This window comes from Pectobacterium peruviense, assembly GCF_002847345.1.
In the GTDB taxonomy this organism is placed as follows: domain Bacteria; phylum Pseudomonadota; class Gammaproteobacteria; order Enterobacterales; family Enterobacteriaceae; genus Pectobacterium; species Pectobacterium peruviense.
Genome location: NZ_LXFV01000015.1, coordinates 134605 through 150997, shown reverse-complemented (window position 1 = coordinate 150997; position 16393 = coordinate 134605). Strand labels below are relative to the sequence as shown.

Below are 16393 nucleotides of genomic sequence, written 5' to 3'. Positions count from 1 at the left end.
GACGATTAATTTCGGTTACGGTTAACTTTGATAACATCCGGCATCACGCGAATTTTACGCATAATGTTGGCCAGATGAACGCGGTCGAGGGTGGTGAGGCGGATAAAGGCGCTGTATACGCGGCCGTCCCTCTCTTCCGTATTGATGCTCTGAATATTAGAGTTCGCGGCGTTGATCGCTGCCGTCAGATTCGCCAGTGCGCCCTGATGGTTGAACATATCCACTTTGATTTCAGCGATGAACTCTTGTTCCGTCACTTTATCCCATTCGACTGCCATGAATTTTTCAGGTTCTTTCTGATAGCCGCGAATGTTGCGACAGGATTCATGGTGAATCACCAGCCCTTTACCGGGGCTGACGTGGGCAATGATCGGATCGCCTGGGATGGGGCGACAGCATTTGGCAAAGGAGAGCATTACGCCATCGGCGCCTTTGATCGGAAGCTTGCGTAACCCGGTAGTTCCCAGTTCAGATTGCTCATTCAGCAGATTTTTTGCCACAACGACGCTCATGGCATTACCCATACCAACTTCGGCCATCAGATCGTCCAGCGTAGCGAGCTTCATGCGCTCAAGCTCAAGCTGAATCGACTTTTCAGGGATATCGGAAAGTTTGCGGCCGTTGCCTAATGCGTGGTTCAGTAAACGACGTCCGAGGCTCACGGAATCATCACGCTTGAGGTTTTTCAGCATCTGGCGAATTTTGGAACGCGCTCTGGAGCTAACCACAAAGTTAAGCCACGCGGCATTTGGTCTTGCACCCGGTGCGGTAATGATTTCAACGGTTTGGCCGCTGGTGAGCGATTGTGACAGCGGATAAGGCTGACGGTCAACGCGCGCGCCGACGCAGGCGTGGCCGATATCGGTGTGTACTGCGTAAGCGAAATCGACGGGCGTCGCGCCTGCAGGGAGTTCCACAATGCGGCCTTCCGGCGTAAAGACGTACATCTCGTCAGGGAAGAGATCGGACTTAACGCTTTCGATAAATTCAAACGAGCTACCGGCGCTTTGCTGAAGTTCCAGCAGGCTTTGCATCCAGCGCTGTGCGCGTACCTGTGCGGTGGTGCTGCTCTCGCCTTCTTTATAAGCCCAGTGCGCAGCAACACCCATTTCCGCCATTTGATCCATGTCATCGGTGCGAATTTGTACTTCGACTGGGACGCCGTGTGGACCAATCAGAGACGTATGCAGTGATTGATAGCCGTTAGCTTTGGGAATGGCGATATAATCTTTCACTCGGCCTGGACGTGGCTTATACAGGCTGTGAACCTGACCGAGCACGCGATAGCAGGTGTCCAACTCTTTGACGATGACCCGAAACGCGTAGATATCCATGATGGAGTGAAAACGCTGTTCTTTCAGGTGCATTTTGCAGTAGATAGAGTACAGGTGTTTTTCACGACCGCTGACGCGGCAGGCAATCCCTGCTTCCGTCAAACGCCCTTCGATTTCCGTCAGGATTTTCTGAATCATTTCCTTGCGGTTACCGCGCGCAGCCTTAACGACCTCTTTAATTACGCGATAACGATTCGGATACAGTGCCTCAAAGCCCAGTTCTTCTAACTCGGTTTTGAGGTGATGGATACCCAGTCGGTGTGCCAGCGGGCTATATATTTCCAGCGTTTCGCGGGCAATGCGGCGACGTTTGTCTGGGCGTAATGACCCCAGCGTGCGCATGTTATGGGTACGGTCTGCAAGTTTGATCAGGATGACGCGAATATCTTGCACCATCGCCATGATCATTTTGCGAAAGTTTTCAGCCTGCGCTTCTTTCTTATCGCGGAACTTTAGTTTGTCCAGCTTGGAAACGCCCTCTACCAGTTCAGCAACGCTTTTACCAAAAAGCTGTTCCATGTCCTGATAGGTGGCGGGGGTGTCCTCTATAACATCATGCAGCAGTGCTGCCATCAGCGTTTCGTAATCGAGACGCATCTCCGCCAGAATACAGGCGACGGCAACAGGGTGTGTGATATAGGGTTCACCGCTGGAGCGAGTCTGCCCCTCGTGAGCATCACGTGCAACCAAGTAAGCCTGCTGTAAACGTTTGATCTGATCTTCGGGAAGATAACGTTGAATCAGCAGATTAAGGCTTTCAAAAATGTACAAGGGCGACTCGTGGTGTGATTAACGGCGGCCTTCAGCAATTGCGGTGACCGCTTGAATCTCTGCGGCTTCCTGCTCTTGCTGTTCCTGACGGTCACGAACATCCAGAATCTGGTTGTTGATCAGACCGTCTTCGATCTCACGCAGTGCGATCACGGTGTACTTATCGTTTTCTTCAGGAACCAACGGATCTTTGCCGCCAGTCTGGAGTTGACGGGCGCGACGAGCAGCGACCAACACCAGGTCAAAACGGTTACCAATTTTCTCTACAGCGTCTTGAACAGTTACGCGTGCCATAATGTGCTACTCCACAGGAAATAAAATGACTGGGCATCATACTGAAAGAGGCGTCAGTCTGCCAATAGTTTGGTGATTAATGCATCATGCCGAACCTTTTGTCTGCTCAAACGCAGACGTTCGGCGCGAATAATGGTTTTCAGATCGAGCAGCGCCAGATCGAAATCATCATTCACAATCAGGTAATCATACTCGCCGTAATGCGTCATTTCAGCCACGGCCTGCGACATCCGGCGGGCAATGACCTCATCGCTGTCTTGTCCACGACCACGTAGACGGCGAGCCAGTTCTTCTTTTGACGGCGGCAGAATGAAAATACTGCGCGCGTGCGGCATTTTGGCGCGGATTTGCTGGGCACCCTGCCAGTCGATATCCAGAAAAACATCAACGCCTGTCGCTAATACCTGCTCAATTGCCGGTCGGGATGTACCGTAGTAATTACCGAAGACTTCAGCGTGCTCCAGGAACTCACTATCCTGAATCATACGTTTGAATTCATCGACTTCGACGAAGAAATAGTGTTCGCCGTGGTTTTCTCCCGGTCGTTTCGCTCGTGTTGTATGCGAAATCGATACCTGAGTGTCGTAAAGCGGCTGCGTTTTTAATAATGCCTGAATCAGGCTGGATTTCCCGGCTCCACTGGGAGCAGAAACGATATATAACGTGCCTTGAGCCATAATGAAGTTTATTTACGTTACGATGGTGGATATTGATATACCCGTTATACTTCAAGCTACATGTGCGTTGGCTTCCTCGCTCACCCCAGTCACTTACTTGAGTAAGCTCTTGGGGACTCACTGTATTGCCGCCTTCCTGCAACTCGAATTATTTAGGGTATATGCCGCAGGGACATGCGCATTTCTCCGCATTATACACGCCAATGTGCCATCAGTCGCGCTACGATAAATTCTCCGCAGATTGTTTTTCCGTTATGCCATCGGGCAAATCTTTTTCCAGTGTTTCTTTTTTAGAATGCGAAGCATATTCCTGTCTTTCTTGTCGGGGTTGCAAACGATAAATCATCTTGCGGCGCGCTTGGCATTTCTCTTTTTCTCGCCTCGTATTTTCCCCTCCGTTGTTATGTACTGCGGCCATTCGCTAATGGATGGCTGGAGGTTCTATGTGGCTCAGGAACAGCGTCTTTTTAATTATCATCGTTGCTGGTGGTATCAGCAGTCTCCCTGCTGCGTCCAGAGCGTGTCCCGACTGGGATAACACACGTTCGATCAAGGAAATTGATGCATTGCGTCAGCAGTTAGAACAGTGGGATGACGTGTATTACACCGAAGGGAAAAGCCCGATAGAGGATGACGTTTATGATCAACTGCGGGAACAGTTAAACCAGTGGATGGGCTGCTTTCAGCCTCAAAACGTGATTCCCGCCCGGTTACCCGACAATGGTAAGCAGCCTCATCCTGTTGCCCATACAGGATTGAAAAAATTGTCAGACCGCGGGCGGTTGGTGCAATGGATCGCACAGCGTGAGGATTTATGGATTCAGCCAAAAGTTGATGGTGTGGCCGTCACACTGGTCTATCAGCACGGCAAGCTTGTGTCTGCGGTTAGCCGAGGCAACGGCCTGCAAGGTGAGGATTGGACCGAAAAGGTTCGCCTGATTCCAGAAATTTCTCATTTATTAGACGGCGCACCTTCCTCATTGGTATTACAAGGTGAGCTTTTCCTGAAGATGACCGATCATCGACAGCACACTCAGGGCGGCGTTAATGCACGCTCGACGGTGGCAGGAGAAATGCGTCGTCATCAGCCATCCCCTGTGTTGTCGCAGATTGGCCTGTTTGTTTGGGAATGGCCGGATGGCCCACAAGCGATGCCCGAACGGCTGAAAAAATTGAAGGAAATGGGGTTTGCCATGACAGCAGACTATACCCATGCCATTGCGTCATTCGCCGACGCGGAGAAATGGCGTCATCAGTGGTATCACAGCCCACTACCTTTTGTGACGGATGGTGTGGTTATCCGCCAGACTAAAGAACCGCAGGGGCGCTATTGGCGTAACACCTCGGCCGACTGGGCGATCGCATGGAAATATCCGCCTGTTCATCAGGTTGCGGAAGTCACCGATGTTGCATTTTCTGTCGGACGTACAGGTAAGATCGCCGTGGTGTTGAAGCTTAGTCCTTTGAAATTGGATGATAAATCGGTCAGTCGAGTGAATGTGGGTTCGCTGTCTCGTTGGAAGCAATGGGATGTGCTGCCCGGAGATCGGGTAAGTGTCAGCCTGGTTGGGCAGGGGATTCCACGTTTGGATAATGTGGTATGGCGTGGGACTGAACGGCCCATCATCGTTTCGCCTGATGAACATAATTTCCATGCTTTTAGCTGTTTTCATTATAGTGTAATTTGCCAACAGCAATTTCTGGCGCGCTTAGTCTGGTTGAGTGGAGAACACGGTTTAAATCTGGCAGGAATGCGTGACGGGATGTGGCTACGCTTGATGCAACATGATTTACTGGGGGATGTGCTGTCGTGGTTATCTCTGACCGAGCCACAGCTTAATGCCATCAATGGTATGGGTGATAAGCGGGCGCGAGATATTTACACGAGTTTCCAGTCGGCACGACAGAAGTCGCTATCCCATTGGCTGCTTGCACTGGGCATTCCCGTTCCTCGTTCGGCAATTAATGCATTGGATAATGTGGATTGGCTGGCATTACAGCAACGGACGGCGCAACAGTGGCGGCAGTTCTCGGGTATTGGGGAACGACGTGCAGAAGAGATTATGGCGTTCCTGAATCATCCCATCGTGGTGGAATTAATTGCCCGGTTGGATCGTGGGGGAATACATAGATAAGCAACGGTGATTTTTCAGTAAATGTTGGAATCGCACTTTTTATTTTTTAGTGGTTCTATTCACATAAAAGGACAATTTTTTCCTGTTTTCCCTACTTAATCATAAGTAATATTTACTAATTAAACGATGTGAGCCTATTTGCTGTTTGCGATATAAAAATGCCTGAGAGTCTGATTATTTCCGTTGAACTCAGGCATAGGGATGTTGTCGTATAGCTTCAGATAATAAGAAAGGTTTTGTTGGAGCACTTGTCATAATGAAGTTTGTAGCATCTTTTTCGCAACCCAAGTTATCGTTTGTCCTGGCAGTTTATATTGGCCTTTTTCTCAATATCTCAGTGTATTACCGTCGGTTTGATTATTTTTCACTCTCTGCTGGTAGCCAGGTTCCAACATTCATTCCCGCTCTTGTCGAATTGACAGCGAGTATCTTATTCACCTTTTTCCTGATGAGAATCATTTCACTTGGGGGACGTCGTTTTTATCGAGTTATTGCTTCTTTCTTAGTGCTGATTTCCGTCGCTGCAAGCTATTACATGACGTTTTTTAATGTCGTGATCGGCTATGGGATTATTGCAGCGGTCATGACCACGGATATTGATCTTTCTAAAGAAGTTATTGGTTTTCGTTTCTTCCTGTGGATGCTGGTGGTAAGTGCGCTGCCGCTGTTTTTGATCTGGAAAAACTCACTGCGTCATACGCTGATCGAGCAGCTTAAATTACCAGGAAAGCGTTTGATTCCTCTTTTGATTCTTGTGGCCGTCGTTGCGCTGGTTTGGATGCCGCTTCGCTATATGGACAACATTCAGTCGATATCCGAGCGAGAATCCAATGTGGATCTGCCCAGCTATGGTGGCGTAGTGGCTCACTCGTATCTGCCTTCTAACTGGTTATCCGCGTTAGGATTGTTTGCGTACACCAAGTATGACGAGAGCCAGGACTCCTCCAATCTTTTCGATCCGGCTCAGCACTTTACCTACGTCCCGCCGGAAGGCATTGACGATACCTACGTGGTTTTCATTATTGGTGAAACAACCCGCTGGGATCACATGGGGCTATTAGGCTACGAAAGAGATACGACGCCGAAGCTATCAAAAGAAAAGAATCTGGTCGCATTCCGTGGCCAATCGTGTGATACCTCAACTAAGCTTTCCATGCGTTGTATGTTTGTGCGAGAAGGCGGTACGGAAGACAACCCGCAACGAACGCTGAAAGAACAGAATGTCTTTGCCGTAATGAAAGAGTTGGGCTTTACCTCCGAGCTGTTTGCTATGCAAAGTGAGGTGTGGTTTTACAATAGCATTGAAGCGAACAACTATTCTTTCCGCGAAATGATTGCATCAGAGAAGCACAATGACGGTAAATCAGTGCAGGATATGTTGCTGGTTGATGAGGTCAAGGAATCGCTGGCACGCTACCCTAAAGGTAAGCATCTGATTGTGCTGCATACCAAGGGTTCCCACTACCTGTATTCCATGCGGTATCCACGCAGCTATGCGCGCTATCAGCCAGAGTGTATGGGCGTTGATGCATCCTGTACGCGTGATCAGCTGATTAATGCTTTTGATAATAGCGTGCTCTATACCGATAGCTTTATTGATAGCGTGATCGATCAGGTTCGGGATAAGAAAGCGATTGTGTTTTATGCTTCCGATCATGGTGAGTCCATCGATGATAACTACCATTTGCATGGTACGCCGCGTCAGATGGCGCCGCCTGAACAGTTCCGTTCACCGATGATGGTATGGACATCAGATAAATTTCTGGCTGACACCGATAATCTGCATGCGTTTGAGCAGTTGAAGGCGCAACAGCGCGTTGGCAAAACACATCGCCATGAAGAGCTGTTTGACACGGTTCTTGGATGTCTGGGATACACGTCGCCTGATGGCGGTATTAACCCTAAAAATAACTGGTGTCAGAAACCCGCTATACCCTAAATAATTCGAGTTTCAGGACAAAACGTTATCGTTTTGAACAACGCAAAGCGTTGGCCCGCTAGGGCGAGGTTCATTTATGAGCCTCGTAACGCGGCAAGCGAAGGAGTCCCGATGAGCTTACTCAGGTAAGTGATTCGGGTGACTGAACGTCGCCAACGCACATGCAGCTTGAAGTATGACGGGTATAATTGACATGAACCACAGACAAGGACGTCGGGTTTCAGGCTGTAAATACAAGGAATGGATACTTTAACAGCAGCCAGAATCCTTTTGCGAAAAAGGTATTGACGCTCTAATAAGGTAGCAGTAATATGCGCCCGCATTCGGCGAGTAGCGCAGCTTGGTAGCGCAACTGGTTTGGGACCAGTGGGTCGGAGGTTCGAATCCTCTCTCGCCGACCAACATTCTTCCCCAGTAACTCATTTTCATTTTTCATCCTGCTTCAACATCGTCTATTCATACCGTTCGTTTCTAAAGTACTCATGTCTAAAACTAGTCATTTATAAAAATACTCCTTCAAAGAACAGGGTTTTTTATCAGTATTCTTTGGCGTTGAGTATTGCCATATTTTCCCAGCGTTTAGTTCGGAATGTTCCCAAAAACAGAGTAAAAAAGTGCGCGTTAATTACCCTGAATGATTCTTATCCTTTTGTTTTTTAATGATTAAAATAATAATGCTTCTCGTTGTTTAAAAATAAGCCTGACTTTACCTCGCCGTATTTAAATGTAAGTTTGTGTGCGGCCAACATTCGCGATAGTTATATATTCGCTTTGTTGAAACCGTCTTTTTTATTCAAACATGGAAGATGTTTCGATCATGAAAAAAACAACACTGCTGCTTTCCACTCTGATTGCTTGTGCTATGGGAATGTCTGTTGCTCAGGCGACACAAACGGTGTCCTTGGGTTATGCCCAGGCGAAAGTCGATGATTTTAAAGATCCAAAAGGGATTACGGCCAAATACCATTATCAGGGTGATTCCGCTCTTGGCATTATTGGCTCTTTCACTTATGTGAGCGCGGAACAAACAGAGTATTATCAGAATTCAAGCAATGATGTTTATAAACTGAAATATTATTCACTCATGGCTGGCCCATCTTACCGCTTTAACGAATATGTCAGTGTTTATGGTTTGGCGGGTATTGGCCACGGTAAATCCAGTTGGGAAGAAGGAGATGCTTTCCGTGAATCTGGTAGTGAAAGCAAATCCAGCTTTGCTTACGGCGCTGGTATCCAAATTACGCCAGTAGCCAACTGGGCAATTGATATTGGCTACGAAGGCACAAAAATTTATGAAACGCGTGTAGATAGCTTTAATATTGGCGTCGGTTATCGTTTCTGATTTTCCTGACATAGAAAACCGGTGGACAGGCTTCCGCCGGTTATTACTTATTTTCCCCTTCCACGTTTTTATTGATAAAACTCTCAATCGATTTATTACCATTATAGTGAAGCCAGACATGCAACGATTCATTGTCCATCGGCTTAGCATAAAGGAATCCCTGTATATATTTGACACCGCGCCGCTGTAAATACATGAGTTGCTGTTCGGTTTCCACGCCTTCCGCGATGGATTGAAGCTTGATGCGATGGCTTAAATTAATAATGGCATCAAGAATAGGAGCTTCTTCGTCCGGAGATGAAATCGCACTGACGAATCCCTGATCTATTTTCAGGCAATCCAGCGGAAAATTTTGCAGATAAGAGAGTGAACAGTGGCCAGTGCCAAAGTCATCGATGGCAATCATAAAGCCATCTTCACGCAACTGATGCAGGCGCTGTATGATTTCAGGACCGTTGCTGATGAGGTTACGTTCTGTGAGTTCCAGCGTAATGCTTAATGAATGTGAGGCGACCTTCTCCGCAAAGCGATGTACGTCTGGTACGAAACTTGGATGATGCAAATGCTCGGCTGCAACGTTGAGCCCCAGATGAAATCCGGGTTTCACCTGCCAGCTGGCGATATCGGATGCGACCAGATCAAATAAATGCCGAGTGATGGGGATGATCATACTTTCTGCTTCGGCGGCAGAGATAAATACATCGGGTCTAATCCACTGGCCATTACTGCGCCGCCAACGGAGTAATGTTTCAACGCCAGTGCAGGAGTGCGAATCCGCATCATAGATTGGCTGGTAATATACGGAAAATTCGCCGTTAGCAATGCCTTTACGGATTTCATCGCGGAATAATAATTTACGTTTTTGCCAGTACCACATCGCCGTAGTGAAAAGCAGAGAGAGAATCATTGCCAGTGGCAGAAACGTGAAAAATGCCTGCTTCCAGTTCGTTATTTCCTGAGAGGCGGGGGCGATAATATGGATAGTAATGGGAAAGCGGTCCGATTTGATTTCAAGCGCAGAGGTAGAAAATAAGCCGGCGCGAGGCGCAATTGTCGGGCCAGTTTGAATTGGGTGACCATTATCCATTTGCAGAATGAGTTCATAGCCCCGGATTTGGCTAATCGCAATCATAAGATCAATGAGGTATTGCGCATCGACCATAGCGTAAGCGCCGTAACCCGTGAGGGGCATCTGGACGAAAATCAGCGCTGGGCGTCCTTTTACGTTGTCTGAACCTGCGATCGACAGGCTCCAGCGTTCAGAATAGGTATCCGGCAATGGTTGTTGAATGATGCGGCTTATTGGCGTCAGTGTGCTACCAAAAGTTGAAGAGCAATAGACGTCGGTATTATGAGTCACGCCAATCGCACGAAAGTAAGAAAAAATCGAGCCAAGACGTTGCAGTTCATCGGCAATGACGTTGCAGGGCTGACCATGAAAGTGCTGGAGGCGATCCACCATCTTCCATGCTTGTGTCGAAATATTCTCAGCATGATTCATGGCAATTTGCGCGGTGGATTCCAAATCGCGCTTTACCATTAATCTGGACTCTACAAAAGTGAACAACAATCCGAGCAGCAATGGCAGCATACCTGCGACCAGTAACTGCAACATATTGATCTTATGCTCACTACGTCTGGGACTCATTCACATCTCCTTTCTGGCAGCAGAGGCCTATGTAGAGACGTCCTTTTCTCCGTGAATTCAAGGAGAGCGCTGAATAGTGGTTATTATAGTGCCTATTTGCTGAAAGGCAGAGCCTGCGCGCAGGCCCATGCCGAACTCCAGGCCCATTGGAAATTATAGCCGCCGAGCCAGCCAGTTACATCAACTACTTCACCGATGAAATACAGCCCCGGCACCGCGTTAGCTTCCATGGTTTTGGAGGAGATGGCTCGGGTATCGATGCCGCCGATGGTCACTTCAGCCGTGCGGTAACCTTCTGTGCCGTTTGGCTGAACGCGCCACTGTTGCAGGCTCTGTTCAATCTCTGTTTGCTGTGCGCTGTTGAGCTGTTTCAACGTGACGTCCGGCAATTGTCCTAACGCCTGTAGGCATTCGACCAGTCGTTTAGGTAGCCACTGTGCCAGCGTGTTTTTCAGGCTTTGATTCGGATGAACTGTGCGTTCGTCATTGATAAGCTGGGTGAGATCGCAGTCGGGCAGTAAGTTGATGGTGACGAATTCACCGGCCTGCCAGTAGCTGGAAATCTGCAAAATAGCGGGGCCAGAGAGCCCGCGATGCGTGAACAGGATATTTTCACGGAATATCACGCCGTTTTCTGCGGTGACGATGGTAGGCACAGAGACGCCGGAGAGCGTTTGCAACTGTTCGAGCAAAGGCTTGTGCAGCGTAAAGGGCACTAGCGCAGCGCGGGTTGGGAGTACGTTGATATCAAATTGTGCGGCGAGCTGATAACCGAACGGCGTCGCGCCCAAGCCAGGCATTGACAGGCCGCCGCAGGCAACGACCAGCGATGCGCTTTGGAATGATGTCCCGTTGCTCAGATGGATGGTGAACCGATCGTCAGATTTCTCCACCGAGGTAACTTCGCTGCGCAGACGGAGAGTGACGTTAGCCTGCTCGCACTCAGTTACCAACATGTCCACGATTTGCTGTGCGGAATCATCGCAGAATAGCTGGCCGAGCGTTTTCTCGTGGTAAGCGATGCGGTGGCTGTTGACCAGACTAATGAAATCCCATTGGGTATAACGCGCCAGTGCCGATTTACAAAAGTGAGGATTCTGGGACAGATACGCCGCCGGTTCCGCATACATATTGGTAAAATTGCAGCGACCACCGCCGGACATCAATATTTTCCGGCCAGCCTTCTTGCCGTTATCGAGCAGTAGAACACGCAGCCCGCGTTGTCCTGCCTGTGCGGCACAAAACATGCCTGCTGCACCGGCACCGATGATGACAACGTCAAACTGTTCCACAATGCATTTCTCCGATGAGTGATTTTATCTTCTTGGATTGCCGCAGGCTGATAAACCATGGGGCGGCAAATTGTAGTGATGGTTTGTGTTCGATACCAGCGTAACAATTTGCATAATTTAGTAAAAATATATAATTATTTGATTTTTATTGATTAAGTGGTTTCTCTACCGATCGTCGTCACATTTTAAGTCAAAAAAATGTCATATTTCGCTTTTCCCGACCCCCGCTTGTCACTGATAATGCGCCGCGTTCATGACCACTAAATGGCCTAACGTTTATGCTACATTTATTTGCCGGACTGGATTACTACACCGGCCTGATGTTGATATTGGCTTTGTTGTTTGTACTGATGTACGAAGCCATTAACGGTTTTCACGATACTGCGAATGCCGTTGCCACTGTTATTTATACCCGAGCGATGCGCGCAGAGTTTGCTGTTGTTATGGCGGGTGTCTTTAATTTCTTCGGTGTACTGCTGGGCGGCCTGAGCGTGGCCTATGCGATTGTTCACCTTCTCCCCACGGATTTATTACTGAACGTGAGTTCGGCACACGGTCTGGCGATGGTCTTTTCCATGCTGCTGGCCGCCATTATCTGGAACTTGGGTACCTGGTATTTTGGTATTCCTGCCTCCAGTTCTCACACCCTGATCGGCTCCATTATCGGTATTGGTTTGACCAACGCGCTGTTGACGGATACCTCCGTCGTGGATGCGTTGAACGTGCCGAAAATGATCAGCATTTTCCTGTCGCTGTTGCTATCGCCGATTGTGGGGATGGTGGTCGCAGGCCTGCTGGTGCTAGTACTGCGTCGGTTCTGGAACGACAGTAAAAAACGCAAACGCGTGCATCTGACACCTGTCGATCGCGAGAAGCAGGATGGCAAACGTAAGCCGCCGTTCTGGACGCGTACCGCGCTGATTTTATCGGCGATTGGTGTGAGCTTCTCTCACGGTGCAAACGACGGTCAGAAAGGTATCGGCTTGATTATGCTGGTGCTGATTGGCGTCGCGCCAGCTGGGTTTATTGTCAACATGAACGCATCTGGCTATGACATCAGCCGTACCCGCGATGCGGTTGTCAATTTACAGGAATACTACAAGCAGCATGGTGACGCGCTGACGCACGTTATCGACTTGTCTCCACCAGTGATTCCTGCGCCAGAAAGCACGATTCCCGGCAGCGGTCAGAAAGAGTTCCACTGTGACAGTTCACGCGTGATGATCGCGATTGAACGTACACAGGGCCTGCTGAATAACCTGAAAAGTTACGACCAGTTAAACCCTGAGGATCGTAGCAGAGTACGTCGCTTGTTGATGTGCATCGCGGATACGATGGATCGCGTGGTTAAGCTGCCAGAAACGTCGGGTGAAGATAAACGCTACCTGAACAACCTGCGTAAAGACATGCTGCAGACGGTTGAATACGCGCCTCTCTGGATCATCGTCGCGGTTGCATTGGCGCTGTCTCTGGGCACCATGGTGGGCTGGAAACGTGTTGCTGTGACCATCGGTGAGAAGATTGGTAAGAAAGGCATGACCTACGCACAAGGCGTTTCGGCGCAGGTGACGGCGGCTCTATCGATTGGCGTTGCCAGCTATACCGGTATGCCGGTTTCCACCACGCACGTATTATCCTCGGCGGTTGCCGGGACGATGATTGCGGACGGTGGAGGCGTACAGGGTAAAACGATAAAAAGCATTCTGCTGGCTTGGGTATTGACGCTGCCAGTCTCAATGCTGATGTCCGGTACGCTGTACTGGCTGGCGTTGAAGCTGATTTGATTTTGGTAACAGGTTAATCATAAAAAAAGGCGATTCTGTGGGGAATCGCCTTTTTACTTTTTATCGATGTTCATACTGTTAATACCATATCGTCATGGCAATCAGGCTGATGACAATGAGGCCACACAAGGCGGTCGTGAGCAGAAATTGTCCCCGCACCCGCTCACAGCGGCGAATAAATTCAGGGTCGTGATGGTCAAGATAGCGCTGCGTGTAGATATAGCCTACCAGCCTGATTTGCTTGCTTGGCTGACCGTGCGATGTAAAAAAACCTCCTCCATCAACGTATTGGTAAAGCAGCGGGTCACAGTCACGCAAAATCAGCAGTAACACGCGTAATGAAGAATAATACCTCGCCATATTGATGATGCAGACGATACATAAAGCCCAGAAAAGCGCAAATGTACTAATCATGCTTCCCTCCCGGTCGTTCTATTCGTCAGATTTGATGGCCATGTATTCCTGTGGTCCACCTATGACCGATGACAAGCGTTACGATTGTCCGCGACGTTTTTCTGCGACGAATAGTTATGCCACGCGCTTGCGCACGATTTTATTGTCATTTGGGATAGCCAACAGCATCACGGCTAATCCCATTCTTGTTTTCCATCCCAAGGTGCAGCAGACAGGCTCACTACCCCCTACTTGTAGTGTAGAAGAAGAATGTTCGTTTGTGCCAGAGAGGCAGGTGCAATCAGGATGAAGGACGATTTTCGGCGAGGTAATACCCTTTCCGAAAGGAGAAGCTGCGCGATTTAACTGTGAAAAGGAGCGGTTTCTACTACACTTATTAATAGAATTGACAGGTTTGAAAACGGGTTGTGATCGACTGAACAGTCCAATAGCGCGGACGAGTGCTATCTTATACCCGTCATACTTCAAGCTGCTTGTGCGTTGGCTGCCCTTACTCACCCCAGTCACTTACCTGAGTAAGCTCCTGGGGATTCGCGCAGTTGCCGTCTTCACGCCACTCGAATTATTTGGGGTATATAACTCTCTGTTAAGTATTAAATCGGCAGGCGAAATATCTGCTAACCCTTAATTAGTCTTTACGGAAGGAGTCTTATTATGGCTTACAAACACATCCTTATTGCTGTTGACCTTTCTCCAGAAAGCAAAGTGTTAGTGGAAAAAGCCGTTTCAATGGCAAGACCGTACAATGCGAAAGTGTCGTTAATCCACGTCGATGTGAATTACTCCGATCTCTACACGGGGCTTATCGACGTCAATCTGGGAGATATGCAACAGCGCATCTCTGAAGAAACCCAGAATGCGTTGACCGAGTTGTCCCAGAATGCTGGCTATCCTATCAGCGAAACGCTGAGTGGCAGCGGTGATTTAGGGCAAGTGTTGGTTGATGCGATCAAGAAATATGAAGCCGATCTCGTGCTGTGTGGGCACCATCAGGACTTCTGGAGCAAATTGATGTCTTCTGCACGTCAGCTGATTAATACCGTACATGTAGACATGCTCATCGTGCCATTGCGTGATGAGGAAAACGAATAAAAATTAACTTTTTTTGCATTTTTTTTCAGTGATGAAAGGCGCGGCTTTTGGCTGCGCCTTTTGTTATATAACAAAAACTTATGTCGTATTTCTTTCTCAAAACACCCCAAAAAACCCTTCCTATCTCATTGGATTATAACGTTTATCTAAAAAGAAAACGCTTGCTTAAATATCCATCGCCAGTGTTATAGTCCAGAGGACACAACATCATTTTCACCGATCCCACAAGCTTCTACGTGTCTAAAAATTAAAGAAGCAGAAGGGAGCTTATTCGTTCAATCAGGAGCTGTTCATGGCACAAATCGTATCTCTGGCAAGTTTTCTTGATTCTGTTCAACAACGCGATCCGCATCAGCCTGAATTTCTACAGGCCGTTAATGAAGTGCTTTCTACGCTGTGGCCTTTTCTGGAGCAGAACCCTCACTATGCGGATTACAGCCTGCTGGAACGATTGGTAGAACCGGAACGTGTGATTCAGTTTCGCGTGGCGTGGACGGATGACAAAGGTCAGGTACAGGTGAACCGTGCCTGGCGTGTCCAATTCAGCTCCGCGATCGGCCCGTACAAAGGCGGCATGCGTTTCCATCCGTCCGTTAACCTGTCGATTCTGAAATTCCTTGGATTCGAGCAGACGTTCAAGAATGCGCTGACAACGCTGCCAATGGGCGGCGGCAAAGGTGGCTCGGACTTTAATCCGAAAGGGAAAAGTCAGGGCGAAGTCATGCGTTTCTGTCAGGCGCTGATGACGGAACTGTATCGTCATTTGGGCGCGGATACGGACGTTCCGGCGGGTGACATCGGTGTCGGTGGTCGCGAAGTCGGCTTCATGACCGGCATGATGAAGAAGCTGACCAACAACACGGCGTGCGTCTTCACCGGCAAAGGGCTGTCGTTTGGCGGCAGTCTGATTCGTCCTGAAGCGACGGGCTACGGCCTGATTTACTTCACGGAAGCGATGCTGAAACGCCACGGTCTGGGCTTCGAAGGCATGCGAGTTGCTGTGTCCGGCTCCGGTAATGTGGCGCAGTACGCGATTGAAAAAGCGATGGAGCTGGGTGCGCGTGTGGTCACGGTATCTGATTCTAACGGTACTGTGGTGGATGAAAACGGGTTTACTCCAGAGAAACTGGCGCTGCTGGAAGAGATTAAAAACAAACGCTATGGCCGCGTGGAAGATTACGCGCGTGAAGCGAAACTGACCTACCTTGCAGGCAAAACGCCGTGGGAAGTGCCGGTAGATATCGCGCTGCCGTGCGCGACGCAGAATGAGCTGGATCTGCCAGCGGCGCAGACGCTGATTGCTAACGGCGTGAAAGCCGTAGCGGAAGGTGCCAACATGCCAACTACGATTCCAGCGACCGATGCGTTCCTGGATGCGGGCGTGCTGTTTGCACCAGGCAAAGCGGCTAACGCAGGCGGTGTGGCGACATCCGGACTGGAAATGGCGCAGAACGCGGCACGTTTGGGTTGGAAAGCTGAGAAAGTGGATGCGCGTTTGCATCACATCATGCTGGATATTCACAACGCGTGTGTGCAGTACGGTGGCGAAGATAGCCAGACGAACTACGTGCGCGGTGCCAACGTGGCGGGCTTTGTCAAAGTAGCCGACGCTATGCTGGCGCAGGGCGTTGTTTAACGGATGATGGTTCAACGTATGATGGTTTAACGATA

The 16393-nt window shown here is 49.1% G+C and carries 12 protein-coding genes and 1 tRNA gene; 7 read left to right on the top strand and 6 right to left on the bottom strand.

The window, feature by feature from the left end; genetic code table 11:
- Positions 1–5: 5 nt before the first annotated feature.
- From spoT to gmk, 3 genes are read right to left on the bottom strand one after another with little or no spacing between them, the layout of a single operon-like run.
- A complete protein-coding gene (spoT, locus tag A0G03_RS13210; RefSeq protein WP_048258114.1) occupies positions 6–2105 on the bottom strand; it encodes a bifunctional GTP diphosphokinase/guanosine-3',5'-bis pyrophosphate 3'-pyrophosphohydrolase in 2100 nt (699 codons plus the stop codon).
- 18 nt (positions 2106–2123) lie between these two features.
- Positions 2124–2399, bottom strand: a complete 276-nt coding sequence (rpoZ, locus tag A0G03_RS13205) for a DNA-directed RNA polymerase subunit omega (RefSeq protein ID WP_011091685.1) — start codon at positions 2397–2399, stop codon at positions 2124–2126.
- A gap of 53 nt (positions 2400–2452) precedes the next feature.
- Positions 2453–3076 (bottom strand): guanylate kinase, encoded by a 624-nt coding sequence (gene gmk, locus A0G03_RS13200; protein ID WP_048258116.1) that lies wholly within the window; start codon positions 3074–3076, stop codon positions 2453–2455.
- A gap of 443 nt (positions 3077–3519) precedes the next feature.
- Here gmk and ligB point away from each other — a divergent pair, with 443 nt between their 5' ends.
- The 4 genes from ligB to A0G03_RS13180 all read left to right on the top strand — a co-directional run bounded on the left by ligB (position 3520) and on the right by A0G03_RS13180 (position 8492).
- Positions 3520–5211 carry an NAD-dependent DNA ligase LigB gene (gene ligB, locus A0G03_RS13195; protein ID WP_048258118.1) on the top strand — a complete coding sequence of 564 codons (1692 nt, stop codon included), beginning with the start codon at positions 3520–3522 and terminating at the stop codon, positions 5209–5211.
- A gap of 256 nt (positions 5212–5467) precedes the next feature.
- Positions 5468–7150 carry a kdo(2)-lipid A phosphoethanolamine 7''-transferase gene (gene eptB / locus A0G03_RS13190; RefSeq protein ID WP_048258119.1) on the top strand — a complete coding sequence of 561 codons (1683 nt, stop codon included), beginning with the start codon at positions 5468–5470 and terminating at the stop codon, positions 7148–7150.
- Positions 7151–7474: 324 nt separating this feature from the next.
- A tRNA-Pro gene (locus tag A0G03_RS13185) sits at positions 7475–7551 on the top strand.
- A gap of 416 nt (positions 7552–7967) precedes the next feature.
- Positions 7968–8492, top strand: coding sequence for an Ail/Lom family outer membrane beta-barrel protein (locus A0G03_RS13180; protein ID WP_048258290.1), 525 nt, complete (start codon positions 7968–7970; stop codon positions 8490–8492).
- Positions 8493–8535: 43 nt separating this feature from the next.
- On the opposite strand, the gene A0G03_RS13175 is transcribed toward A0G03_RS13180, so the two are convergent.
- Complete coding sequence (locus A0G03_RS13175) at positions 8536–10140, bottom strand: EAL domain-containing protein (RefSeq protein ID WP_048258120.1); 1605 nt, start codon at positions 10138–10140, stop codon at positions 8536–8538.
- A gap of 92 nt (positions 10141–10232) precedes the next feature.
- Entirely contained in the window at positions 10233–11432 is a 1200-nt protein-coding gene (locus tag A0G03_RS13170) for a BaiN/RdsA family NAD(P)/FAD-dependent oxidoreductase (protein ID WP_048258122.1), read from the bottom strand.
- Positions 11433–11710: 278 nt separating this feature from the next.
- Here A0G03_RS13170 and pitA point away from each other — a divergent pair, with 278 nt between their 5' ends.
- Positions 11711–13216, top strand: a complete 1506-nt coding sequence (pitA, locus tag A0G03_RS13165; protein ID WP_048258124.1) for an inorganic phosphate transporter PitA — start codon at positions 11711–11713, stop codon at positions 13214–13216.
- A gap of 78 nt (positions 13217–13294) precedes the next feature.
- On the opposite strand, the gene uspB is transcribed toward pitA, so the two are convergent.
- Entirely contained in the window at positions 13295–13630 is a 336-nt protein-coding gene (gene uspB / locus A0G03_RS13160; protein WP_048258126.1) for a universal stress protein UspB, read from the bottom strand.
- Positions 13631–14284: 654 nt separating this feature from the next.
- Between uspB and uspA the strand changes: the two genes are divergently transcribed.
- Both uspA and gdhA read left to right on the top strand, forming a co-directional pair.
- Positions 14285–14722, top strand: coding sequence for a universal stress protein UspA (gene uspA, locus A0G03_RS13150; RefSeq protein WP_011091695.1), 438 nt, complete (start codon positions 14285–14287; stop codon positions 14720–14722).
- A 292-nt stretch (positions 14723–15014) separates the two neighbouring features.
- Positions 15015–16358 (top strand): NADP-specific glutamate dehydrogenase, encoded by a 1344-nt coding sequence (gdhA, locus tag A0G03_RS13145; RefSeq protein ID WP_048258129.1) that lies wholly within the window; start codon positions 15015–15017, stop codon positions 16356–16358.
- Positions 16359–16393: the final 35 nt, after the last annotated feature.